Below are 22,406 nucleotides of genomic sequence, written 5' to 3'. Positions count from 1 at the left end.
GCATTCGGAAAAGTGTAAGGGCGAAGCATTCGGAAAATAAACTTGGGGAAAAACCGAAAATTTGTCGCCCGAATGCTTCGCCCCTACTGGGAAAAAACCGATAATTTATCGCCCAAATGCTTCGCCCCTCCGACTCCTGTTGTATGAATTTTTTGAATTTTGAACTCAGTCTGGGTGCTAACTACTCAATAGTGCTTCTACAAACTCATAACTAGAGAATGGACGCAAGTCTTCAATTCCTTCACCAGCACCAATAAAACGAATTGGTAAGCCTAGCTGTTGGACGACGGCGAGGGCTACGCCTCCTTTGGCTGTTCCGTCTAATTTGGTTAAGACAACGCCGCTGAGTTGGGCTGCTTGGGAAAATACTTCAGCTTGTCGCAGGCCATTTTGTCCTAGAGTCGCATCTAGCACTAAAAGGGATTCAACGCGGGCATTAGGGGCTTTTTTGTCAATGATTCTGCGAATTTTGCTGAGTTCGTCCATGAGGTTTTTTTTGTTTTGCAGTCTTCCAGCCGTATCTATTAATAACAGTTCGGTTTCTCTAGATTGGGCAGCAGCGATCGCATCAAATACTACTGCGGCTGGATCTGTGTTTTTCCCTGGATTGGCGATTACTTCTACACCGCTTCTATTTCCCCAAACTTTCACTTGTTCTACCGCGGCCGCCCGGAAGGTATCAGCCGCACCAATTAAGCATTTATAACCAGATTTTTGCGCCAGGTGGGAAATTTTCCCAATGGTGGTAGTTTTTCCAGCCCCGTTAACTCCGGTAATTAACCAAATGGTGAGGCTGTCTTTTTCTGGTGCAAAACTAGGTTTTGAGTTGTTTTGCAATGGTGCATCTAGCATTTCTCTCAGAATTTCTTTGAGATAGGCGATCGCCTGTTCTGGTGGAGTTACTTCTGCGAGTAATTTTTTTTGTAAAGCACTAATAATATAGTCTGTTGCTTCTACCCCTACATCTGCTTGTAGCAGCACAGATTCAATTTCGTTGACAGCCTCTTGATTAAGAGGACCTTGACCAACAATTGATTTCAGTTGATTGAGAATATTCCGCCGAGTTTTATCTAAACCTTGACGAAGTTTTTTCAACCAAGTAATTTCTTCTATGGAAATATCTTCGGCTTTTCTGCCTTGGGCGGCTAAAACCTCTGCTGACCACCTAAACCCATCATCAAATACCAGTTCCGGAATTTCTACTTCTGGTTCTATTGTCGTTGTTATCGGTGTCTCTGGAACATCCGTGGCGATCGCACTAGCGATTAATTTCTCTTGTTTGGCTTCTCTTTCCGCCGCCGCTCGTTCTAAAAAAGATAAATTAGCTGTTTCTATTTCTGGTTGTGATTCACTCAGGATATCTTCAGTAATTTCTGCGGCTGGTGTTTCTGTTTCTTCCAGTGCAGTTACTTCCTCAACTCCAGTTTCTACTATTTCTGCTGTAGTAGTATCTTCCTCAACACTTACAGGTGCTTCTGTCTCAATTTGTTGTTTTTCCTGAATATTCTTATAAGCAGCTTTGGCAAATGCCAATAAATCAGCCGTGTCTGGTGCTGTTGTTTCTGGCTGAGTTGCTTCTACTGCGGGTGTTTCCTCTTGAGTTTCGGGAGTAGGAAGTTCAGCAGATTCATTATTTGGACGACGAAACCAATTAAAAGCCATTGTTTGTAGTTTATTTTAGATAAGAATTTAATTATCAGTCAGAAGTTAGAGACCAGTGACCAACCCTTCGGCTACGCTCAGGGCAAGTCACCAATCACCAATCACCAATTTAAACAGTTTGTTTGTGTTCACTAACTCGACGGAGAACACCATTAATAAAACGATGCCCATCTTCCCCACTATAGCGTTTAGCTAACTCTACAGCTTCATTAATGGCGATGCTGTGGGGAACTTGCATATATCTCATTTCAGCGGCAGCTATTTGCAGGATATCTTTGTCAATTTGGGCTAAACGAGTCACTTGCCAATCTACTAAGGCTTCAGATATAAATTGTTCGATCGCTTGACGGTTTTCGTTGACGGTAATAATAATTGCTTTGGCGTAATTGCGAACTTCTTTATCTTGATTAGCTAACTGAATTAGTTCCGGAAAATCAACGGATGTACCTAATTGATTGATTGCTGTTTGGGTGTAGGAGATCGCCTCTTTGAGCATGGTTCTAGCTGTATTCAAGTCAGCGGCTCTAGTTTCGCTTGTCAATAGGCGATCATTACTCCGTTGCAGTTCTCCAGCGGCATTATTCAATGTATCCTGTACTTCTAAGGTGAGGGTACGGACTGCACCCAAGACTAGTTTAGATACTAATTGCTCGTCTGATAGTGTCTCTAGTTTTTTAGGGTTTATTGGTAACTGGCTCAAGGCTAACAGTGCCAATTCACGGGCTATTTGTTGGGGTTTACGACGTTGCATACAGTTGGGGATAATGATAAATATGTGAGTTCTGGCACAGTTAGACAATTAGCTTATCTATTTCTTGATTACTTTGCTACATTTGTGTCAAATTTCTTCTGCTGAAATCACCTGTTGTTTTATTTCTAGAGGTGATGCGGCTGTCAGTGCAGTTAGGTGAGATGGCTGGATATTGGGGGCAACTATACCACCCGATACAACTATTTTAAAAGCATCTTCAACGGAGATAGAGAGGTTGATTACATCCTCTTCTGGTACTACTGCATACCATCCTGTTGTCGGGTTGGGAGTGGTGGGGATAAATAGGCTGATGACGGGGCGTGACATTTGATTTTGGATTTCATTACTAATTGCTCCTGTGACAAAAGCGATCGCCCAAATTCCCTGACGAGGATATTCTACTAAGACTACACGGCGAAATTTACCATTAGAATCTTTTAGGAGTGTTTCTAATAGCTGCTTGAGGGTTTTATATACTTGTCCTGCTAAAGGAATCGCCTGTAATAGCCGTTCGCCAACATCTAATAACCACCGCCCTGCAATATTTCTGGCCATTAACCCAATCACAAGAATACTTAGTAGTGGTACGGCTAGTCCCACAAAAAGATTAAGTATATTTACTAGAATTGGGTTTAAGCCATCAAAGGGATTGAGTTGTTTAGGAACTTGGGTAAGAAAGTTGATTACCCAGGTAGCTATGGTAATCGTTAACCAGATTGTGGTTGCGAGGGGAATTACCACCAACAAACCAGCAATCAGATCATTTTTTAAGTCCTGTTTCAACCGCTCCATTACCAAATCCCGATTCTCCTTGTTTAGTTGAGTAACACTGTTGTGATTATTATCCATATCAGCAAATTAGTCACCTTGCGAATATCGAAGGATTGATTACAGCAGGTGTTAGTATCTGACTACAGGCTATTTTTCATTCTCAGAAAGCGCCTTGAGTAACTATATTTAATGCTAACTAGTCAAACTACCGCTAGAAAAGCCAGCTATTTTCCTATTTCAACGTAAATATAGGCGTAATTCTACCGTGATAGCAGATGGTAAAACTCTTAGGTGTTGCTTGTCTTTTGAATACTTGTAAGTTATGGTTGCAAGTCTTAGCGATATTATCCATCCTACCGCGCCATATCACCAAATGCTCATAATTGCCCAGTCAAATATTCAACTAAACCTAGTCCAAGTTGAGAACTGTAGTTTTTTAAAAGGGAACAGGGAACAGGGAACAGGGAACAGGGAACAGGGAACAGGGAACAGGAAGAGAGTTTTGGGCGATTTTACTTTTCTTCACATACCTTTAAATTTTTTGGTTCACCTACTTATACTGTTACGGTATAACCTTAACAATTAATAATTAAGATAAATATCGCAACGGAAAATGGGCGACAATAGGTAATTTTGTCGCCGAAAAAAAGTGAATAGGAGTCCTATATATGCCCCTAAAAAAGTAATAATTCAGGCTTCAGTTAATTGTATAAATTTTGGGACATAAGTTGAGATACCATCATTGGTTGTAAATGATGAAGTTGCCAAAAACTCAATATTTGTTCCCCGACTGGTTGAGGATAGAAATAATGAAAGAAATGATGTCCTTGAGGATATTCCCAAAGATGATCTTCCGGTTTAAAATATTTTAACCAGTTGTGTAATGCAGGTGAATCAACAATGGAATCATCTTTACTACCACATACCATCATCGGCATAGAAACTCCACCTTTAGGCAAATCAACCAACTTGAATAGAGAATGTGACAAGGGGGTTTGATCTAAATCTTTATCTAAAGCTGTCATCAGCTTTTTAGTAATATCATAAGGTTGTTTTCCAAAGAGATTGCGGACACTATTTGCTAATATTTGTTCACGACTAATAGTAAATAAATCTCTTTGGACATAATAGTGAGTGTGCCAAGTATGTGCAGGTTGAGAAGACACAGATAATAAAGTTAGCGATCGCACTTTTTCGGGATAGCGACGAGCAAAATCTAAAGCAATTACACCACCAGAACTATGACCAATTAAATGGATAGAATCAGTGCAAGGTGTCAAAAATTCATTGAGTAAATCAACCGCTTCATCTAGAGAACTACCTTCATCTTTATCTTGATGGTACTCCCATTGAGCAATCTTCATATACTTAGATAAGTATTTTAATAATGGTTGATCAAACCTTGCTAAAGCCGGACTAGAACTTAACCAGACAGCATCAAAAATATCAGACATAAATATTCTCACAGAATAGGATAGAGGATAATAAGGAAGGTATAGGTAATCAAATTACCCACACCGTGATAACTAACAAATACAGAATCTTTTACAAACCAAATTCTTTCTTTAACTGAGACACCCAAGCTTTAATTCGTTGATCAGTTAAATCAGATTGGTTATCTTCATCCAGTGCTAAACCTACAAATTTGTCATTTTTTAAGGCTTTAGAATCATTAAAATCATAACCATCTTTTGACCAATAACCCACAGTTTTACCACCACGCTCAGAAATTTTCTCTTCTAAAATCCCCATTGCATCCTGAAAATTATCCCCATAACCAAGCTGATCACCAGTACCAAAATAAGCAACTAATTTTCCAGTAAAATCTATTTCATCAAGTTCAGGAAAAAAGCCTTCCCAATCACTTTGGAGTTCACCGATATTCCAAGTAGGACAGCCGATAATTAAACATTGATAAGCTTCTAAATCAGCAGCTTCAGCTTGGGAAATATCCTCAAGTGTCACCTCAACACTACCAAATTCATCCCGAATCATTTCCGCAGCAGATTCTGTTTTACCAGTTTGAGTACCGTAGAACAAACCAATTTTTTTCGACATTTTCACACCTACTGATTTACGAAAATAAACTACTATGAATTAACAGCAAGAAAGGACACAAAGTTACCTCACAATTAGTACCGCATGGCAAAATTAATTAGGACTTACGCAAGATTGAACTTAAAACCTAATTCTTGTGTAGGGGTAATTCATGAATTACCCCTACTTCCTGTTTTGCGTAAGTCCTGTTAATAATTAAAAATGCAGCTTAAGCAGGCTTTTAGCATTTTTAATCGTTGGTTAACTTCCGCCGTACTGTACTAGTCATGGTGTAATTTTGTGTGGGTGGGGGGAAATAGTAATGATGCTTACTTAACTTATTGATATAGATACTCAATAAGCTCTAAACAGATCATATCAGATTTATTGAGAGAAATTATCACTTGTGAAAGATGAATTTTTGTAAAATTTTAGTTATGACAATCCTATTGTCAAAAATTACTATCCTCTATATGGAGTAGATACCGCCATTTTTAGCTGTTTCTGACTCATTTTGAACATAAAAAGGAATTAACATTCAACAGTTAATAAATGCTTAATAACGGGTTGCATAAATAATTAGTAGCTCTTTTTTAAGAAAAATTTGTAATTAATATATAGAAAGAATTAATTTTTCGCTCCCCTTAAAAAGGGAAGCAAGTCGCTTGTGGAGGTGTATCTACACAGTTACAGCAGTAGGAGTTTTTTCCTGTTTTTGGAATGGGGGACGCATTTCCAAACCCAACAAATTCAACATTTCTCTGTCTGCATCATAATCAGGACAGGGAGTAGTTACCGTCAACATTTTGTTATCATCGCTGGAGAAGATGGAATTTGCACCAGCCATAAAACATAAAGCTTGTTCTACTTGAGAAAGTCTCGCTCTACCTGCACTTAATCGCACGTCAGATTTAGGCATAATAATTCTAGCAGTCGCAATCATCCGCACTACATCCCAAATGGGGACATCGGGTTGATTTTCTAAAGGTGTACCGGGAACTTGGGAAAGAATATTAATGGGTACAGATTCGGGATGAGGTTGTAAATTTGAGAGAGTATGTAACATTCCCACCCGATCTGCGACATTTTCCCCTAAACCCAGAATACCGCCCGAACATACGGTAACATTAGTTTGACGAACATTAGCAATGGTATTTAGGCGATCGCTATAAGTTCGAGTAGTAATTACAGTGCTGTAATATTCCTCTGAGGTGTCGAGATTATGGTTATAAGCATATAATCCCGCATCTTCCAAACGCTTGGCTTGGTTTTCTGTCAACATTCCCAAGGTACAGCATACTTCTAAACCCATCCCAGTTACATCCTTGACCATATCCAGGACTTCCTCAAATTGGGAATTATCCCGCACTTCTCGCCAAGCAGCACCCATACAAACCCGACTAACACCGCTTTCTTTAGCTGTTTTGGCAATATTCATCACTGTTGCTTTTTCTAACAATGCTTCGGGTTTTACCTCGGTTTTGTAGCGTGAAGATTGAGCGCAATAACCACAATCTTCTGGACAAGCACCGGTTTTAATGGAGATAAGCTTACAAACTTGTATTTGTTGCGGTTGATGATATTGACGATGTACAGTAGCAGCTTGATAAATTAGCTCCAGGAATGGTGTATTATATATTGTCAATATTTCTGTTGGTTGCCAATCGTAGCGTATTCCCACAGTGATGATCCTTTTTGTAGTCTTTGGGTGTAATGTTCAAATTAGTATAGCTGATACAAAATATTTAAATTTGAATATAAGTATATGAGTTCAGAGCCACCAATTCTGACAAGCGATCGCTTAATATTAAGAATGGCAGTTATGGAGGATATTCCCTACATACTCACATATTTTACTGAAAATAAAGAATACTTTACGCCATTTTATCCGATCTGGGATGAAAATTTTTTTACTGAAGAATATTGGCAGTATCAAGTAGAAACCAGTTTCTGGGAATTTTTTCACAACTATTCCTTAAAACTATTTATTTATCTTCAACACCAGCCGAGAAAAATTCTAGGAACTGCTAATTTTAGTAACTTCGTCTATAATGCTGCTCAATTTTGTCAATTAGGATATAGTTTAGCCGAATCTGCACAAGGTTATGGTTACATGACAGAAGCTTTATCTGTTTCTACTGAGTATATTTTTCAAGAATTAAATCTGCACCGAATTATGGCTAATTATATGCCACATAATCGCCGCAGCGGCAATGTTCTCAAAAGAGTTGGTTTTGTAGTCGAAGGATATGCTAGAGATTATTTAATGATTAATGGTCAATGGGAAGATCATATTCTGACAAGTTTAACAAATCCCCACTGGCGATCGCATTCATAATACTTCAGATCCCCGACTTCTTAGAAAAGTCTGGAATCTATACTCCTAGTCCGCCAGCTTTTTGTCTATTATTAAATCAGGACTTACGCAAAACCGAACGGAAGTAGGGGTAATTCATGAATTACCCCTACGCAAGAATCAGGTTTTGAATTCAATCTTGCGTAAGTCCTAAAATAAATATCAATTAAGCGTAATTATAATGACTCTGGATGAAACTGCCAATAACACCCATGCTAGTAATCCTTTACTTACCCTCAATTATGAATCAGCCATAGAATCTCTAGGTGATGATTACTATGATGAAGTTGTAGCCGAGGAATTCCCCCAGCATATTCTCCGTTGGCGCAATGATGCACTATTAACCCAGTTAGGACTTGATCCCCAAACGGTAAAAGACGAAGATTTTATTACCGCCTTTGGTAAATTTGAAGGACGAAAACCCCTCTTAGCCCTACGTTATCACGGTTATCAATTTGGACAATATAACTCTCAATTAGGTGACGGTAGAGGCTTTCTTTATGGACAAGTACGGGGTATTGATGGGGAATTATACGATTTTGGCACAAAAGGCTCTGGAAGAACCCCTTACTCGCGCGGTGGTGACGGTATGCTGACACTTAAAGGGGGAGTACGGGAAGTTCTCGCCGCTGAAGCACTTCATCGTTTAGGTGTTCGTACTTCTCGCTGTTTGAGTATGATTGAAACAGGTTTAGGACTGTGGCGTGGTGATGAACCTTCCCCAACTCGTTCTTCTGTAATGATCCGCATGAGTAAATCTCATATTCGTTTTGGTACATTTGAACGATTAAATTATTTTCAAAGGCCTGATTTAACCCAAAAATTGTTAGATCATGTAATTGAACAGTATTATCCCCATTTACAGGCTGAAAATGATAAATATGCCTTATTTTATGCCGAATTAGTCCAGCGTGTCGCGGAATTAGTAGCCCAATGGATGGGGGCGGGTTTTTGTCATGCAGTTTTGAATACTGATAATATGTCAATTACCGGGGAAAGTTTTGACTATGGACCCTATGCTTTTATTCCTACTTACGATCTCCAATTTACGGCTGCATATTTTGATCATTATAAACGTTATTGTTATAGTCAACAGCCAGGAATTTGTAAGTTAAATTTAGAGCTTTTACAAGAACCGTTAAAGGCGATAATTGATCAAAGTGATTTGGATAGTGCTTTATCTAAATTTGCTGAATATTATCAAGCTGAATATCGGGCTTTGATGTTGAAAAAATTGGGTTTTGCAGATTTACAATTAGCAGAAACTAATGAATTTTTGCGATTAACTATCACCTTTTTACATGATAGTCAAATTGGTTATCATCAATTCTTTGCTGATATGGCTAGTACATTTTCTAGTAAATGGCGAGATGATCCAGCTTTGGTAATGGATGGTTCAGAAATTATCCCCGCATTAGGAAAATCAGCAACATTCGATAATTGGTGTTTACTATATCATAAAATCCTCAATCATTTTGATCTAGATCAAATGGATAAAATTGGGAAAACCCTGATTGAATCTAACCCAAAAACAGCATTATTAAGACCTGTAATTGAATCAGTTTGGGAACGAATCACAGAAGATGATAATTGGCAACCTTTTTATGATTTAGTAGAAACACTAAAAACAGGAAAATAATTGCAATAAATATTATATCGCTCATAAAAGAGATGCTTACATCTCTTTTCTCTCTACCTCTGCGCCCTCTGCGTCTCTGCGGTTCGTTTCAAGAAATTGGGAATCTAAAATTACCAAAACTATGATCAGCATTAATTTCAATTACCAAATCAACCGCTGATGAATTAAGCAAAGGATTAATAAATAATTCTGGGTGTAAAGAACGCCAAAAATAATTAACAAACTCTTCTATTTCCGAATCAGTCATCCCTGATTTACCAGCAGCAATCATTTCTCTTTCTGCTTGCTTCCGCCATATTAGGGAATAACGGTAATCTGAAGGATACAAAACTATTAAACTATCCAACCTTTCCCACAGTGGTAAATAACTTTTAAGTTGATTATTGATATCATTAGCAAATTGTCTATCTGCGTCCGTAAGAATGGGTGGTGGTGCAGTTATGAACACACCGGGATCAATTGGTTTCACACCCACAAACCAGCCTTCAAACAGAACAATATCTATAGGATTTGTGATAACTTCAGAAGTAGTGCGATCGCCTGCACCACCATAAGCAGACTTATCAAATCTAGGAACTATCACAGGACACTTGCTTTGATGAATCTGATCGAGTACACTTAAAGCTAGGTGAATATCGTGTGTTCCAGGCGGACCACGCCAAACTAGACGGGAATCTTGCTGCATTAAAGCCAAGCGATCGCTATAAGTTTTGTACAAATCATCTAAAGACAAACTTAACGTTCGATATCCCAAGTGCTGGAGAATCAAACCCAGTATCCTAGACATCGTAGTTTTACCAGTACCTTGTGCGCCTAAAATCCCCTGGATCAAAGGTTTCCCTAACTGTTGACGTTGTGCGGCAATTTTGATCCCCAAAGGTAGCCACAAATCCCACAATACCTGCAAAACTTCTTGGGGTTGGGTTTTGAGATTAGTTTGACAGAATTTACTAAAATCAGGCAAAACTAACTTCAGTAAATCTCCTCTCCTTTGTATAACTTCAGCTACGTTTTCAGGGGTAATATTAAACACCTTAGCTCGGAAAGGATCAGCCAAAGCTTCTGCTTGCGCCAATACTTGCCAAGATGTATCTGTAGTCAAAATTTTACTTAGCCACTCGCTACTCATAAAATTACGAACCCAGCTTAAAGGCTTCTAGAAATAGACTGTAGATAAAACCAACCTTGAGATAGTTAAGAGTTTCTACCCAAAATGCTTGTTTAGCAAAAAAGCTGCGGCTATAAAATATCCGACTGGTAACTTCAGTTAGTAGAACTAAAAATGCAGCTATCACAATGTCTAATACTGCCTGTTGTCCAGTGGTTGTTGATACTGCCGATCCCAAAAAAAACCCAAACAAAAAACTAATTAGTAGTAGTGATAACCGCCGCCAAGGATTAAGAAACCATTGACTCAATCTTCTGAAAATTGTTTCTAACAAGCTGTTCAGACGAGTATTTTGCATGAGTGAAGAGACAGGTGATAAGTGACAGAATTGAAAGTCTTTTATTGACAACTGTTATACACGATTTCGCTGCATTTTCCAGAAGGAGAAACTCAATTAATTGATCTCATTCCCATCGGGGATCATCAGGAATCATTGGGTTTAGCCTAAAAAAATCTTATTTCTAAATCTATACCATTATGAAAAACTCCCTGTACCGCGATCGTTACTTCATTGTTGCTGTTTCCGTATTTGGATTGATGGGGATCATGACAGGATGCCTAAATAGGAGCATATCCTTTGATTCTCCAAATCCCGAAACAGGATTAACAATCCCAGAAGAAACCCCAACTATAGTTACAAACACTAGAATTAATGAGGATGAAATTAACTTAGATAGTACACCAACTGCATCAGTAGAATCAAGTAACCAAAATATTGCATCTACTGTCTTAGCCTATCAATTGGAATCGGATAGTAAAACCAAGGCTATGGCTAAAGCAAATCCGGGGCTATCAGGATCACTCCGTATGAGCAACAAAACCACTCAACCAGTACGTCTAGCACTATTAGCCAGACAATCATCCCTCAAAAGTACCACTATCAATAACACTAAATCTCATATTCCTGCACATTGGGATTTTGCTCCTGAAGAAGGAAGTGAGACTGGACTAGTTTTATCGTTACCTCAAGGTAATTTAAAGCTAGAGAAGGGTAATATTTTAGTAGCCTTTGCTCAAGATGGTTCTCGGCGCTATTGGGGACCTTATGTCGTCGGGGAAACTTCTTCTCCCCAATGGAATCCGCAAACTCAAGAATGGCAGTTGGTGTTAGAAGATAACTAATGGGTAATTGAAAGTAATTTTTTGGCTTTTTTTCTCCTTGAGGACTTACGCAAAATATCTCTGAAACCCTCCTTTCTATCCCTAACGGGACGCTATGGCTAACGCCACGCTCCGCGAACGCGAACGTGTCCTTCGTTCCTATCCCTGCGGGACGCTCCGCGAACGTGGTTCATTCTTCTTCTTCTTCGTTCTTCCTTCCTTCTTCTTACCTGTAACCTGTAACCTGTAACCTGTAACCTGTCACCTTCTTCTAGCCCTAAGTATGAATTCATGAGATTAAAACTAAGTGTTCCTCGTCAAGTAATTGACAATTGGTTCAAGAATTTAGAAGAAAGTCCAGCCCTGACTGTGACTGTTTCCAGCCTGTGGTTATTGGTAATTGGTTGGATAGCGTTTGGTTGGAACTTGGGAAATATGGGCTTAATTGATGAAACTGAGCCGCTGTTTGCAGAAGCTTCTCGACAGATGCTGATTACAGGTGATTGGATAACTCCGTTTTTTAACGGTGAAACTCGGTTTGATAAACCTGCTTTAATTTATTGGTGTCAAGCGATCGCCTACCATATCATAGGGGTGAATGAATGGGCAGTCCGTCTTCCCTCAGCATTGGCAGCAATGGGCGTAGTTGCTTTAGCGTTTTATACCGTCCAATGGCATTTTGCTAAACAAGACGAATTAGAACAAGTCAAAAATTTGCCCCGACGTTACCTCACAGCCGCCATTGCCGCAGCTTTAATGGCACTCAACCCCGAAATGATGGTTTGGGGAAGAATCGGTGTCTCAGATATGTTACTCACTGGCTGTATAGGTTCATCTTTATTATGTTTTTTCCTGGGATATGCTCAAAATCATCCCCCCATCATCATTGCTAATTTTCGACTACCCAATCAATGGTATTTAGCTTGTTATGTCTTAATGGCTGGGGCAATTTTAACTAAAGGTCCTGTAGGAATAGTCTTACCAGGATTAATTATGATTGCCTTTGGTTTATATTTAGGGAAATTTTGGGAACTTTGGCGAGAAATGCGGCCGATTTTAGGAATAGGGATAGTTTTATTCCTCTCAGTTCCTTGGTATGCCTTAGTAACTTGGCGCAATGGCTGGAATTTTATTAACGCCTTTTTTGGTTATCACAACATAGAACGGTTTACCGAAGTCGTTAATGGCCACTCAGCCCCATGGTATTTTTACTTTTTAGTCGTATTGCTGGGCTTTGCGCCTTATTCAGTATACATACCCGCTGCTTTAGCTAGAGTAAAATTTTGGCAGCGATCGCACTGGTTAAAACAAGAACGTTCCCAACATTTAGGTTTATTTGCCTGTTTTTGGTTTCTGGGTGTTTTTGGCTTTTTCAGCATTGCTGTTACCAAACTACCCAGCTATGTATTACCCTTAATGCCAGCAGCGGCGATTCTCGTAGCATTATTCTGGAGTGATCTTTTTCCCAGTTCACAACCTCTCAAATCTTTACGCATCAGTGCTTGGGTAAACGTAGCCTTTTTGACAGTTGTGGCGATCGCCCTATATAATCTCACCCAAATCGCTGGACCTGATCCCGCAGCACCTGAATTATATGTACAAATGGAGAAATCAGGAATACTGAAATTTGGAGGCATAATTTGGTTGTTATCTGCCATCATTACTGCCAGCTTAATATTAAGTTACCGTTATCGGCAGATCATCACAATTAATTTAGTCGGATTTATAGCCTTTATTGCTATTGCCTTAATGCCTGCTGTCAGCATCATGGATCAACAGCGTCAGTTACCTTTAAGAGAATTATCAACCCTAATTGTTGAATCCAAACAACCCAATGAAGAAGTAATTATGGTTGGTTTCAAAAAACCCACCGTCACTTTCTACACCCAACAGCTAATTAATTACATCCCATCGTCCCCACAAGTTTTAGAATATATTCAAAAGCAAGCATCTCAACAAACTAGACCACAATCATTATTAATCTTAGTTGAACAGGAAAAACTCCGAGAAATGGAATTACCACCCGATAATTACAAAAGCCTACATAGTAAAGGAGCTTATCATCTCATCCGCTTTCCTCTGAACACAGTTAAAAAGGACAAATCAAACATATCTTAAACTATAAGAAGGGAACAGGGAACAGGGAACAGGTAATTGGTAATTGGTAATAACAATCTAGTACACAACGGCGTAAATCAACCAACCATTAAGAATTCTCAAAAAGCTTGTTTTATCTGCTTTTTTAATTTTTAATTCCGCCCTGCGGTACGAGTTCTCATCCTGTACATCCTTAAATCCTGGATATCCTGATTCTGACAATTTCTCTGTAAAGCTTAGGAACTTCCCTGCTGATAATTAGCTAACGCTTGATTCACCTGAATTAATAACTCTTCCATAGAAATAGAACGGGGTAATACTTGGGTAGCAATTCCATTCAATACCGTCCCTAAAGAAGATGTATATTTCCTCTGACGAGATTTTTCACCATTTCCATAATTAGCCTGATTTAATTTTTGGTCAAGTACCAAAATAGGAGGCAATCTCAATGGTAAATCAGCCAAGGATTCTAAAGCTTTTTGAACTTCATTATTAATTGCAGTTTCGTGCAAACAAATTAAAAGTAAATCAACACTTTTATAACTAACTTGTTGCAAAACTTCCGACCAACAACTAGCAATAGAAGCTCTAAACCCAGCAGTTTGTAAGTATTGAATTAAAGCTTGAAACCACTCGTACCCTCGATTACCTGGCTCATCTTCAAACTTGAGAGCAGAATTTTTAATAGATTGATAATTTTTACCGAGACTGCGATTTATCTTGGGTAAATCATTGAGCATAGTTACATCTACCACTAAAATATTTAGTGGACAACGAATACCAGCAGCAATTTGTAATACAGATGACAAAGCATCTCCTTGATGACTATGACTATTATTTTCTTGATTCAAAGGAGTTAAACAAGGAAATACACACAATCCTGGTATTTGGGAAGCCGCTAAAGTAGTAGCAACATCACAAGTTACCAAGGGTAAAGTTGCCAATCGCTGGTGTTTGCTTAATTGTTGTAAATAAGTGTGAGCAGTAGAAATCTGCATATCTAGTAATACCACATCAAACTGCCAAACTCTTGCCAACAAATCCGCCTGATCTAAATCATCTACTTCAATCACCCGATGTTCTCGCAGGGAAGGATAGAGATTAATCGCCTCTAATTCTGGATTTACCAACCTCAGAATTCGTAGGGGAATATTTTGGGGATTGAGATCATTATTTTTCATTTCCAAAAGCTGAACTTCTGAAGATGTTGATAATTGTTCTAAGAGTGATGCTAATATTTGATGTTTGATTGGTAAGCTTAAAAATCCATCCGCCTGTTTAGTAAATGCTTGCTCTTTTTCTGCTGCTGTCGCCGTAACAACGACATGAATATGACAAGTTAAACTATCAGATTTCAGTAAAGTCAGGACATCCCAACCAGATAGTAAAGGTAATAAAGGATTCAGAAAAATAGCTTTTGGTTGCAAACGTCGAGCTTTTTCTAGTGCCTCAGTTCCGGATCTAGCAATGACTACACGATAACCTAAACCTTTGAGTTGTTCAGTTAATTCCTCAATATATTGGGCTACCGCTTCCACTACCAACACCAATCTTTGGGAGGATTTAGGCTGGTATTGTAAGGAATTATTCAGACTGTGATGGGAAGAATTGGGAGTATTGCCTATTTCTCTCTCTGTTAGTGCGATATCTTCAGAATCAGTAAAACTGGTTTTTGGTGGACTTGGCGGTAACAGCAGGGTAAACTGACTACCTTTACCCTCACGAGATAAGAAACTAACATCTCCACCATGTAAACGAGCCAAGGCTCTGGTTAAGACTAAACCTAAACCTGTTCCTTCAAACTGACGAGTAAGGGGATTTTCTAATTGCTGGAATTTTTGGAAAATTAAATGTTGTTGTTGTTCAGGAATACCAATTCCTGTATCCCAGACAGTAAAAGCAATCCAACCCTCCCAACGGCTTACCCTTAACCCAATTTCCCCAGATATTTCTGTGAATTTAAAGGCATTGGAAAGTAAATGTACCAGCATCTGCCGCAAACGTAATTCATCTGCTACCATCTGCTCTAAACCTGGTTCAATAGTCAGGCTAAATTGGTGGTTAGATAAATTTTGATTTTCTGATTTGGATAATTGTTTAGTTTTGTTAGTTTGATTATGAATGTTGTTAACTTCTGACAAAGCCCGTTCACAGACTACTTGAATTTGCACGGGGGTAAGGGTGAGTTCCATTTGTCCTGTTTCCATTCGAGTCAAATCTAAAATATCATTGACCACGCTCATTAAATGTCTGCCACTTTGATGAATTAGTCCAGCATAGCGGGCCTGACGTTCATTTAGTTGTCCTAATTGTTGATCTATAAGTAGTCGAGATAGTCCCAATACTGCTGTCAGCGGTGTTTTTAGTTCATGACTAATGCAAGCTAAAAATTCATCTTTTAACCGATTGAGTTGAATTAAATCGGCATTTTTGGCAGCCAATTCTTTGCAAAGTTGTTGTTGTTCAGTTACGTCTGTGGCTAATATTAGCCATAGTTCTTCTGTATTCGGTGGTATTTCTGACTCGGAAACCCAAATTTTCAACTCACTACTATCCAAGGGAACTTTTGCAAACTGCCAAACTCGTTCTTGACCATTTTTGATTTCGACTACACAAGTACAAATGCCCAATTTTGTATCTAAAACACAGCGATTAGAACCACTATTGATACTTAGGGGCGGTTCTTGGAGAAATGGTACAACTGATGGTGAATGGGGTGAAAAAACCGTTGGGGAAATACTTTTTCTCTGGGCTGTGAAAGTATTTAGTTGTTGATTTTCTTGACCATTGGCATAAACATAAGCCGATTGTTGAACATGGGTCGGAGCAAGTATAGTTTCTACCTGTTTCCTAATTCCTTCTAGGTCTTTTAATACTCCTAGTTGTTGCCACCAAGCGGGATTCTGGGTAACTACCTCACCATGACTCGTTTGTAACATCATTGGCCAGGGTAATCGCGCCAATAAATGGACTATAGATTTGTGAATTTTTGGCTGGCTTTTATTAGCGTTATTATGCGTGCAATTTACTTTTTCATTGGTTGAGTTAATGGGAATTTTCTTTTTAGCTAACAACTGGAAGAGATGTAGAGTATTCAGTATTCCCAAATATTTACCATCTGAGTCAACTAGCACCCAATCTAAGTTTCTTTGTTGTTGAGTTTCTGGATATTTTAAAGATAAGCTAAATTCTTCCAGACTCTGTGCGGCTGGTATGGTTTGTATTGGCTCTATTAAGGATTTATCCACTGTTGAGAGTGGTTGCTGTAAATTTAGAAGATAGTCATCCGTCGTGGCTGCTAATAATTGTGGTAACAATCGAGCAGAGTATAACAATCCAATTGGAAGTTGTTGTGAATTGACTACTACCAAGCGATCGCACTGTTCTTCGGCAAAAATATCCAGCACTGCTGCTAGATTATTCGTTTCTAAGCAGATTGGTACAGTTGCTAGAAGTTCATAAAGCGTATACTGTAGCATTGATATAAGTCCTCGGTGGTCATTCTTCTTGTGATCAACTCCGGCATCACCATCAGCACTTGGTTTAGATGGTCTTCAAGCCTGAAGCAATATTCTCCAAGAATATTTAGAATGGCTACGCCACGCTACGCTATCAGCGATTCTGGTTACAATTGACAAACCCCTCAAACTAGGGGTTTCGTCTCGACCTAAACTGTCTCAAAGCCAATCACCAATAATTTCGACCCTCATGGCGCTTACTGTTATTTCCATTCTCAGCAAGTAACCATTGTCACCAACTTAGTGCTGGTATTGAAAGTCATCATTTTTTATAGTGACAACTACAACAATTATGGCGCTAAAGATTCGCTTTAGAACCTTGAGGAATTATAATGATTTAAATTGCGACAATTCTTTAAGTTCGTTTAAGTATCTTATCAAGGAGTGAAATAATATAATCTATCTTCCGCTAGATATGCTGATACACATTATCAATGACCCATACTTCTCCTGGATTAAATGCTACACAAAAGAATATATAAGTCATTCTACTTACCTGAGTAATTAGACTTAGTTATTGGTTTATATATCTTACTCTCAACGGTTCATGATCTCTAAATAGTAGATGTTAGTACCTATATTGCTTTTACAAACAAATATAAAACAAATTCTTGATAGACCATTTCCACAAGAGAAGCGCAAAAATTTAGTTTCTCAAACGTGGAATTTTATTGATAGCCTAGTAACTCAATGGTACTGGCAGCCAGTTGTTACCACACCTAGTAACATATATTATTTGCCTCACAGTCAGCCAGAAAATTCTCATCAAAATGATGATGATTTATTTGCTTTTGGACAGGAGAGGAAGTCACAAATTTTTCAAGATATGACGGCTACTGAAAAAAAGGAACTTCTAGAAGAACTTAAATCAGATTACCGTCAAATTATTATAAATTATTTTATCAGTGACAAAGCATTAAAAGAAAAAATTGATAAATTTATCAATGCCTTATTTTATGCTAGTATTCCTATGCCACAAATTATAGAAATGCACATGGAAGTCATTGACGAATTTGCCAAGCAACTAAGACTAGAAGGTAGAAGCGATGAAACATTGCTAGATTACCGTTTGACATTAATAGATATTTTGGCACATCTTTGTGAAATCTATCGGTGTTCTATTGCTAAAATCACTTAAAATACCGCAAAGTAGAATTTCTATTTGCATTCATGGTAAATAACAACCTGAGTGTATATCAAATCATTTGCTTTTTTATCTTTCTTAGGAGTCTATATTTTATATGAATCAAGCCAAAAAAACCTATGTTCTCAAGCTTTATGTAGCAGGAAATACTCCTCACTCCGTGCGGGCATTAAAAACACTCAAAAATATCTTAGATCAAGAATTTCAAGGTGTTTATGCCTTAAAAGTAATTGATGTCCTGAAAAACCCCCAATTAGCCGAAGAAGATAAAATCCTAGCCACACCAACGTTATCAAAAATTTTGCCCCCACCGGTGCGAAAAATTATTGGTGATTTAACAGATAGAGAAAGAGTATTAATTGGATTGGATCTGCTTTATGAAGAACTGAGTGAAGAAGATGACAAAGATTAGCATAAAATATTTATTTAATTATTAAAAATGATTAAAAAATTTCTTGATTTTAAAAAACTGGGTTGAATATCCATATTAGATAAACCATGACTAAAAAAGAGCAACCTGAACAAAAAAATATATCTATTGGTGGTGTAGAAAAAATTCGCACAATGATCGAGGGCTTTGACGATATCAGTCATGGCGGGTTGCCTGTTGGTAGAACTACCTTAGTCAGCGGTACTTCTGGGACAGGCAAAACTTTATTATCGCTTCAATTTCTTTTTAATGGCATCACTTGTTTTGATGAAGCAGGAGTATTTGTCACCTTTGAAGAATCACCTACTGACATTATTAAAAATGCTCGTAGTTTCGATTGGAACTTACAACATTTAATTGATGAAGGTAAATTATTTATTCTGGACGCATCTCCTGATCCCGAAGGTCAAGATATTGTCGGTAATTTTGATTTATCTGCCCTAATTGAACGGTTACAGTATGCCATTCGTAAATATAAAGCCAAACGGGTTTCCATTGATTCCATGACGGCGGTATTTCAACAATATGAAGCTGTAGGAGTAGTCCGCCGCGAGATTTTTCGGTTAGTAGCACGTCTTAAACAATTGAATGTGACGACAATCATCACAACAGAACGGGGTGAAGAATATGGAGCAGTAGCATCTTTTGGAGTCGAAGAATTTGTTTCCGATAATGTAGTCATTGTTCGCAACGTTTTAGAAGGAGAACGCCGTCGTCGAACTATTGAGATTCTCAAATTACGAGGGACAACTCACATGAAAGGCGAATATCCCTTCACTATTACTAATGAAGGCGTAAATATATTCCCCTTGGGTGCAATGCGCTTAACACAGCGTTCTTCCAATGTGCGGGTATCTTCTGGGGTGAAAATTCTCGATCAAATGTGTGGCGGTGGTTTCTTTAAAGACTCGATTATTTTAGCCACAGGAGCAACAGGTACGGGGAAAACTTTATTAGTAAGTAAGTTTCTTCAAGATGGCTGCATTGGTGGTGAAAGAGCAATATTATTTGCCTATGAAGAATCTCGCGCCCAACTTTCGCGCAATGCTTCTTCCTGGGGGATTGATTTTGAAGAATTAGAACATCAAGGGTTATTGAAAATAATTTGTACCTATCCAGAATCTACTGGTTTAGAAGATCATTTACAAATTATTAAATCAGAAATATCTCATTTTAAACCCAGCCGTATTGCAATTGATTCACTGTCAGCAATGGCTAGAGGTGTTAGTAATAATGCTTTTCGTCAGTTTGTAATTGGTGTTACAGGTTATGCCAAACAAGAAGAAATTACTGGTTTCTTCACTAATACCACAGACCAATTTATGGGTTCTCATTCTATTACTGATTCCCATATTTCAACAATTACAGACACAATTTTGATGTTGCAATACGTAGAGATTCGGGGCGAAATGTCGCGGGCAATTAACGTATTTAAAATGCGGGGTTCTTGGCATGATAAGGGAATTCGTGAATATAACATTACGGCAGATGGACCTGATATTAAAGATTCATTCCGTAACTATGAACGAATTATCAGTGGTGCGCCTACTCGCGTTAGTATAGATGAAAAGGCAGAACTTTCTCGGATTGTCAAACGTTTTGAAGACAAATCGAGTTCTGATGTTTAAAATAGAGTATGGTGCGATATTCCTTCCCAAATCTTAGTATCGTGCTATATTCTGTGGTGAAGACAAGTATTCTGCCGCCAAATTGATTTTTTTTGTGTGAGGGGATGCGGTGAAAGGACAGCAATTATTCCATAGTATTTTACCTGGTGTTACAGCAGCGGTATTAACAACCCAGCCCGCTTGGGCTAATGTTGTGAAAGTGAATGGTGTACAGCTAGTGTCTTCTTCTAGTGCGGTGGTTTCTACCAATGGTAAAAATTCCCTGACAGACAATAGCTTCTTACCCAAAAGTAACCCAGCATTATTACCTGCTAATTATTTCAGTCAAGGTAGGGTAAAACCTGTTGCCAACAACAGTTTACCTATAGTCATGGCTGAAAATAATCTCAGCATTGAGCAAAAAAAATTATCTAAACAAGATGAAGTCAGATTTGTAAATTTTTCAGCTTTATCAAATAGTAATTTACCGAGTGTTAATGATCAAAAATTAGTTAGTTCTGAATGGCTCACGCTCCCAGAAGGTGAACAGCAATTAGCCAGCAGTGATGTGATGGTGACAAAGTTACTAGAAGCTAATCAGTGTCCACAAAACAAGAGTCAGGCAACTTTGCTACTGGCTTCTAATCGCTGTCTATCTAAAAATACTACTGGTTGGCTGGCGCAAACAACTGTGCCGACTACATCAGATTCAGTTGCACCTACTCCTGAGGAAAATGTACCAGTTGCACCTAATCAGTCTGTAGATTTCTCTAATATTCCAGATAATTTGAATCCTAGCCCTAATCCACTACTATTTCCGACACAGGCAGAAGAAGTAAAGGTTCAGGGAAATCAGCCAATTAGTTTGTCTCAGGCTTTGGAATTGGCTAAACGAAATAATAATGATTTACAGGTGTCTATATTGCAACTGGAACGGAGTAAATCGGTTCTCCGTGAAGCTCAGGCGGCTTTATTGCCCAGTGTGGATTTGAGTGCTGATATTACAAATAGTCGTAGTGTTGGTAGTACACTACAATTTGATCAAGCTAGGCAGACAAATCCTCTGGTAGGTGATCCTCCATCTAATACGGCATTCAGTGGAACTGCACAGTTAAGATATGATTTATACACTTCTGGTAGACGCAATGGGGCTATTAAAGAGGCTGAAGAACGGATACGTGTGCAGGAGTTGGATGTAGAAAGGCAGTCTGAAGAAATTCGTTTAAATGTGTCCAGGTCTTATTATGACTTGCAACAAGCTGATGAGCAGGTAAGGATTTCTCAGTCAGCAGTGGAGAATGCTCAGGCGAGTTTGCGAGATGCAGTGGCTTTAGAACGGGCTGGTGTGGGAACTCGTTTTGATGTGTTGCGATCGCAGGTAAATTTAGCCAACGCTCAACAAGACTTAACTACCGCCTTTTCTCAACAACAAATTGCCCGCCGTCGGTTAGCACCCCTATTAAATTTACCGCAGTCAGTCAGTATTAGCGCCGCTGATCCAGTCAAACTAGCAGGTTTATGGCAACATCCCCTAGAAAAAAGTATCGTCTTAGCCTATCAAAATCGTCCTGAACTACAACAAAACTTAGCACAACGCAATATTAGTGAAGCACAAAGAAGACAAGCATTAGCAACTTTGGGTCCACAAGTAAGTTTAGTGGCTAGATATAACTTGTTAGATCAGTTTGATGATGGAACTAGCGTCAGTGATGGTTATTCAGTAGGAGTACAAGCAACCCTGAATTTATATGACGGGGGAGCAGCAAGAGCAAGAGCAGCCCAATCTAAAACTAACATTGCGATCGCTGAAACTCAATTTTCTGAACAACGCAACCAAATCCGCTTCCAAGTAGAACAAGCATATTCCACCCAGGCATCAAACCTAGAGAATGTACAAACTGCTAATGCAGCTTTAGAACAAGCTAGAGAATCTCTACGATTAGCCCGGTTAAGATTCCAAGCTGGTGTAGGGACTCAAACTGATGTTATTAACGCAGAAAATGACCTCACCCGTTCCGAAGGTAATCGCATCAGAGCAATTTTAGAGTACAACCGCGCTCTCACCGAATTGCAAAGATTTGTTACCTCTAGAGGCTTGAATCAGTTAGAGGGGGAAGGTGACAGG

At 38.7% G+C, this 22,406-nt stretch carries 17 protein-coding genes; 8 read left to right on the top strand and 9 right to left on the bottom strand.

Annotation, left to right across the window (positions count from 1 at the left end; translation table 11 throughout):
• Window positions 1-177: 177 nt before the first annotated feature.
• The 6 genes from ftsY to bioB form a co-directional block, all read right to left on the bottom strand.
• Entirely contained in the window at window positions 178-1,662 is a 1,485-nt protein-coding gene (ftsY, locus tag FJR04_RS00140; protein ID WP_168490694.1) for a signal recognition particle-docking protein FtsY, read from the bottom strand.
• 109 nt (window positions 1,663-1,771) lie between these two features.
• Complete coding sequence (gene nusB / locus FJR04_RS00135) at window positions 1,772-2,413, bottom strand: transcription antitermination factor NusB (RefSeq protein WP_168490692.1); 642 nt, start codon at window positions 2,411-2,413, stop codon at window positions 1,772-1,774.
• A gap of 87 nt (window positions 2,414-2,500) precedes the next feature.
• A complete protein-coding gene (locus tag FJR04_RS00130) occupies window positions 2,501-3,262 on the bottom strand; it encodes a DUF502 domain-containing protein (RefSeq protein WP_168490690.1) in 762 nt (253 codons plus the stop codon).
• Window positions 3,263-3,885: 623 nt separating this feature from the next.
• The gene (locus tag FJR04_RS00125) at window positions 3,886-4,638 is read right to left on the bottom strand and encodes an alpha/beta fold hydrolase (RefSeq protein WP_168490688.1); all 753 of its coding nucleotides are present in this window, start codon (window positions 4,636-4,638) and stop codon (window positions 3,886-3,888) included.
• A gap of 91 nt (window positions 4,639-4,729) precedes the next feature.
• Window positions 4,730-5,242: a flavodoxin FldA gene (gene fldA / locus FJR04_RS00120; protein WP_168490687.1), complete on the bottom strand. Its 513-nt coding sequence runs from the start codon at window positions 5,240-5,242 to the stop codon at window positions 4,730-4,732.
• 658 nt (window positions 5,243-5,900) lie between these two features.
• On the bottom strand, window positions 5,901-6,902 hold the full coding sequence (gene bioB / locus FJR04_RS00115) for a biotin synthase BioB (protein ID WP_174763483.1): 1,002 nt from the start codon (window positions 6,900-6,902) through the stop codon (window positions 5,901-5,903).
• A gap of 84 nt (window positions 6,903-6,986) precedes the next feature.
• Between bioB and FJR04_RS00110 the strand changes: the two genes are divergently transcribed.
• Window positions 6,987-7,559, top strand: coding sequence for a GNAT family N-acetyltransferase (locus tag FJR04_RS00110; RefSeq protein WP_168490685.1), 573 nt, complete (start codon window positions 6,987-6,989; stop codon window positions 7,557-7,559).
• Window positions 7,560-7,758: 199 nt separating this feature from the next.
• Window positions 7,759-9,216 carry a YdiU family protein gene (locus tag FJR04_RS00105; protein ID WP_168490684.1) on the top strand — a complete coding sequence of 486 codons (1,458 nt, stop codon included), beginning with the start codon at window positions 7,759-7,761 and terminating at the stop codon, window positions 9,214-9,216.
• 88 nt (window positions 9,217-9,304) lie between these two features.
• On the opposite strand, the gene FJR04_RS00100 is transcribed toward FJR04_RS00105, so the two are convergent.
• Together FJR04_RS00100 and FJR04_RS00095 are read right to left on the bottom strand one after the other, a co-directional pair.
• The gene (locus tag FJR04_RS00100) at window positions 9,305-10,345 is read right to left on the bottom strand and encodes a glycerate kinase (RefSeq protein ID WP_168490683.1); all 1,041 of its coding nucleotides are present in this window, start codon (window positions 10,343-10,345) and stop codon (window positions 9,305-9,307) included.
• 4 nt (window positions 10,346-10,349) lie between these two features.
• Window positions 10,350-10,682 carry a DUF565 domain-containing protein gene (locus tag FJR04_RS00095; RefSeq protein ID WP_168490682.1) on the bottom strand — a complete coding sequence of 111 codons (333 nt, stop codon included), beginning with the start codon at window positions 10,680-10,682 and terminating at the stop codon, window positions 10,350-10,352.
• A 179-nt stretch (window positions 10,683-10,861) separates the two neighbouring features.
• On the opposite strand from FJR04_RS00095, the gene FJR04_RS00090 reads away from it, so the two are divergent.
• On the top strand, window positions 10,862-11,506 hold the full coding sequence (locus tag FJR04_RS00090) for a hypothetical protein (protein ID WP_168490681.1): 645 nt from the start codon (window positions 10,862-10,864) through the stop codon (window positions 11,504-11,506).
• 270 nt (window positions 11,507-11,776) lie between these two features.
• On the top strand, window positions 11,777-13,603 hold the full coding sequence (locus tag FJR04_RS00085; RefSeq protein WP_168490680.1) for a glycosyltransferase family 39 protein: 1,827 nt from the start codon (window positions 11,777-11,779) through the stop codon (window positions 13,601-13,603).
• A gap of 215 nt (window positions 13,604-13,818) precedes the next feature.
• On the opposite strand, the gene FJR04_RS00080 is transcribed toward FJR04_RS00085, so the two are convergent.
• The gene (locus FJR04_RS00080; RefSeq protein ID WP_217359191.1) at window positions 13,819-17,061 is read right to left on the bottom strand and encodes an ATP-binding protein; all 3,243 of its coding nucleotides are present in this window, start codon (window positions 17,059-17,061) and stop codon (window positions 13,819-13,821) included.
• A 604-nt stretch (window positions 17,062-17,665) separates the two neighbouring features.
• Here FJR04_RS00080 and FJR04_RS00075 point away from each other — a divergent pair.
• The 4 genes from FJR04_RS00075 to FJR04_RS00060 all read left to right on the top strand — a co-directional run.
• Window positions 17,666-18,238, top strand: coding sequence for a KaiA family protein (locus tag FJR04_RS00075; RefSeq protein ID WP_168490679.1), 573 nt, complete (start codon window positions 17,666-17,668; stop codon window positions 18,236-18,238).
• 103 nt (window positions 18,239-18,341) lie between these two features.
• The gene (gene kaiB, locus FJR04_RS00070; protein WP_168490677.1) at window positions 18,342-18,656 is read left to right on the top strand and encodes a circadian clock protein KaiB; all 315 of its coding nucleotides are present in this window, start codon (window positions 18,342-18,344) and stop codon (window positions 18,654-18,656) included.
• Between the two features lie 86 nt (window positions 18,657-18,742).
• Window positions 18,743-20,302 (top strand): circadian clock protein KaiC, encoded by a 1,560-nt coding sequence (kaiC, locus tag FJR04_RS00065; RefSeq protein ID WP_168490675.1) that lies wholly within the window; start codon window positions 18,743-18,745, stop codon window positions 20,300-20,302.
• A gap of 109 nt (window positions 20,303-20,411) precedes the next feature.
• Window positions 20,412-22,406: TolC family protein (locus FJR04_RS00060; RefSeq protein ID WP_168490674.1), on the top strand; the 1,995-nt coding region annotated here is incomplete at its 3' end.

The sequence above is a fragment of the Anabaena sp. UHCC 0204 genome (assembly GCF_009711975.1).
GTDB lineage: Bacteria > Cyanobacteriota > Cyanobacteriia > Cyanobacteriales > Nostocaceae > Dolichospermum.
The sequence above is the reverse complement of the archived record's forward strand: the minus strand, read 5'-3'. Positions and strand labels throughout refer to the sequence as shown.

Excerpts from the sequence above, each read along its gene's own strand:
- ftsY (WP_168490694.1), bottom strand. The coding sequence starts at position 1,662 with ATGGCTTTTAATTGGTTTCGTCGTCCAAATAATGAATCTGCTGAACTT.
- nusB (WP_168490692.1), bottom strand. The coding sequence starts at position 2,413 with ATGCAACGTCGTAAACCCCAACAAATAGCCCGTGAATTGGCACTGTTA.
- FJR04_RS00130 (WP_168490690.1), bottom strand. The coding sequence starts at position 3,262 with ATGGATAATAATCACAACAGTGTTACTCAACTAAACAAGGAGAATCGG.
- FJR04_RS00125 (WP_168490688.1), bottom strand. The coding sequence starts at position 4,638 with ATGTCTGATATTTTTGATGCTGTCTGGTTAAGTTCTAGTCCGGCTTTA.
- fldA (WP_168490687.1), bottom strand. The coding sequence starts at position 5,242 with ATGTCGAAAAAAATTGGTTTGTTCTACGGTACTCAAACTGGTAAAACA.
- FJR04_RS00110 (WP_168490685.1), top strand. The coding sequence starts at position 6,987 with ATGAGTTCAGAGCCACCAATTCTGACAAGCGATCGCTTAATATTAAGA.
- FJR04_RS00105 (WP_168490684.1), top strand. The coding sequence starts at position 7,759 with ATGACTCTGGATGAAACTGCCAATAACACCCATGCTAGTAATCCTTTA.
- FJR04_RS00100 (WP_168490683.1), bottom strand. The coding sequence starts at position 10,345 with ATGAGTAGCGAGTGGCTAAGTAAAATTTTGACTACAGATACATCTTGG.
- FJR04_RS00095 (WP_168490682.1), bottom strand. The coding sequence starts at position 10,682 with ATGCAAAATACTCGTCTGAACAGCTTGTTAGAAACAATTTTCAGAAGA.
- FJR04_RS00090 (WP_168490681.1), top strand. The coding sequence starts at position 10,862 with ATGAAAAACTCCCTGTACCGCGATCGTTACTTCATTGTTGCTGTTTCC.
- FJR04_RS00085 (WP_168490680.1), top strand. The coding sequence starts at position 11,777 with ATGAGATTAAAACTAAGTGTTCCTCGTCAAGTAATTGACAATTGGTTC.
- FJR04_RS00080 (WP_217359191.1), bottom strand. The coding sequence starts at position 17,061 with ATGCTACAGTATACGCTTTATGAACTTCTAGCAACTGTACCAATCTGC.
- FJR04_RS00075 (WP_168490679.1), top strand. The coding sequence starts at position 17,666 with ATGTTAGTACCTATATTGCTTTTACAAACAAATATAAAACAAATTCTT.
- kaiB (WP_168490677.1), top strand. The coding sequence starts at position 18,342 with ATGAATCAAGCCAAAAAAACCTATGTTCTCAAGCTTTATGTAGCAGGA.
- kaiC (WP_168490675.1), top strand. The coding sequence starts at position 18,743 with ATGACTAAAAAAGAGCAACCTGAACAAAAAAATATATCTATTGGTGGT.